Origin of the sequence: Streptomyces sp. NPDC087901, assembly GCF_044742205.1 — a bacterium.
Taxonomy (GTDB): domain Bacteria; phylum Actinomycetota; class Actinomycetes; order Streptomycetales; family Streptomycetaceae; genus Streptomyces.
This window is the reverse complement of sequence record NZ_JBIUUC010000049.1, coordinates 2,880-5,392: the sequence shown is the minus strand read 5'-3', so window position 1 is coordinate 5,392 and position 2,513 is coordinate 2,880. Positions and strand designations below refer to the sequence as shown.

General features: G+C 56.1%; 1 rRNA gene (only partly in view). It reads right to left on the bottom strand.

The features are described 5' to 3' along the window. Positions 1-22 precede the first annotated feature (22 nt). Positions 23-2,513 (bottom strand): 23S ribosomal RNA (locus ACIOEW_RS41180) (it continues 733 nt past the right edge of the window).

The following is a 2,513-nucleotide window of genomic DNA, read 5'->3' as shown; positions in this document are numbered from 1 at the left end:
AACACAGTGGACGCGAGCAACTGAGGACAAGCCCTCGGCCTATTAGTACCAGTCAGCTCCACCCGTTACCGGGCTTCCACATCTGGCCTATCAACCCAGTCGTCTACTGGGAGCCTTAACCCTTCAAGAGGGTGGGAATACTCATCTCGAAGCAGGCTTCCCGCTTAGATGCTTTCAGCGGTTATCCTTTCCGAACGTAGCCAACCAGCCATGCCCTTGGCAGGACAACTGGCACACCAGAGGTTCGTCCGTCCCGGTCCTCTCGTACTAGGGACAGCCCTTCTCAATATTCCTACGCGCACAGCGGATAGGGACCGAACTGTCTCACGACGTTCTAAACCCAGCTCGCGTACCGCTTTAATGGGCGAACAGCCCAACCCTTGGGACCGACTCCAGCCCCAGGATGCGACGAGCCGACATCGAGGTGCCAAACCATCCCGTCGATATGGACTCTTGGGGAAGATCAGCCTGTTATCCCCGGGGTACCTTTTATCCGTTGAGCGACAGCGCTTCCACAAGCCACTGCCGGATCACTAGTCCCGACTTTCGTCCCTGCTCGACCCGTCGGTCTCACAGTCAAGCTCCCTTGTGCACTTACACTCAACACCTGATTGCCAACCAGGCTGAGGGAACCTTTGGGCGCCTCCGTTACTCTTTAGGAGGCAACCGCCCCAGTTAAACTACCCATCAGACACTGTCCCTGATCCGGATCACGGACCCAGGTTAGACATCCAGCACGACCAGAGTGGTATTTCAACGACGACTCCACAACCACTGGCGTGGCCGCTTCAAAGTCTCCCACCTATCCTACACAAGCCGAACCGAACACCAATATCAAACTATAGTAAAGGTCCCGGGGTCTTTCCGTCCTGCTGCGCGAAACGAGCATCTTTACTCGTAGTGCAATTTCACCGGGCCTATGGTTGAGACAGTCGAGAAGTCGTTACGCCATTCGTGCAGGTCGGAACTTACCCGACAAGGAATTTCGCTACCTTAGGATGGTTATAGTTACCACCGCCGTTTACTGGCGCTTAAGTTCTCAGCTTCGCCGACCCGAAAGTCAGCTAACCGGTCCCCTTAACGTTCCAGCACCGGGCAGGCGTCAGTCCGTATACATCGCCTTACGGCTTCGCACGGACCTGTGTTTTTAGTAAACAGTCGCTTCTCGCTGGTCTCTGCGGCCACCCCCAGCTCACCGAGTAAATCGGATCACCAGTGATGGCCCCCCTTCTCCCGAAGTTACGGGGGCATTTTGCCGAGTTCCTTAACCATAGTTCACCCGAACGCCTCGGTATTCTCTACCTGACCACCTGAGTCGGTTTAGGGTACGGGCCGCCATGAAACTCGCTAGAGGCTTTTCTCGACAGCATAGGATCATCCACTTCACCACAATCGGCTCGGCATCAGGTCTCAGCCTTAATGTGTGACGGATTTACCTACCACACGGCCTACACCCTTACCCCGGGACTACCACCGCCCGGGCTGGACTACCTTCCTGCGTCACCCCATCGCTTACCTAGTACAAGTCTGGTTCGTCGGCTCCACCACTACCCTCAACTCCGAAGAGATCGGGCCGGCTTCACGGACTTAGCATCGCCTGATTCAGTATTGGGCGTTTCAAAGCGGGTACCGGAATATCAACCGGTTGTCCATCGACTACGCCTGTCGGCCTCGCCTTAGGTCCCGACTTACCCTGGGCAGATCAGCTTGACCCAGGAACCCTTAGTCAATCGGCGCACACGTTTCTCACGTGTGTATCGCTACTCATGCCTGCATTCTCACTCGTGAACCGTCCACAACTCGCTTCCGCGGCTGCTTCACCCGGCACACGACGCTCCCCTACCCATCCACACAGGCGTTGGCCCTATATGTGTGAATGACACGACTTCGGCGGTACGCTTGAGCCCCGCTACATTGTCGGCGCGGAATCACTTGACCAGTGAGCTATTACGCACTCTTTCAAGGGTGGCTGCTTCTAAGCCAACCTCCTGGTTGTCTCTGCGACTCCACATCCTTTCCCACTTAGCGTACGCTTAGGGGCCTTAGTCGATGCTCTGGGCTGTTTCCCTCTCGACCATGGAGCTTATCCCCCACAGTCTCACTGCCGTGCTCTCACTTACCGGCATTCGGAGTTTGGCTAAGGTCAGTAACCCGGTAGGGCCCATCGCCTATCCAGTGCTCTACCTCCGGCAAGAAACACACGACGCTGCACCTAAATGCATTTCGGGGAGAACCAGCTATCACGGAGTTTGATTGGCCTTTCACCCCTAACCACAGGTCATCCCCCAGGTTTTCAACCCTGGTGGGTTCGGTCCTCCACGAAGTCTTACCTCCGCTTCAACCTGCCCATGGCTAGATCACTCCGCTTCGGGTCTTGAGCGCGCTACTAAATCGCCCTATTCGGACTCGCTTTCGCTACGGCTTCCCCACACGGGTTAACCTCGCAACACACCGCAAACTCGCAGGCTCATTCTTCAAAAGGCACGCAGTCACGACTGCATGTGCAAGCACAT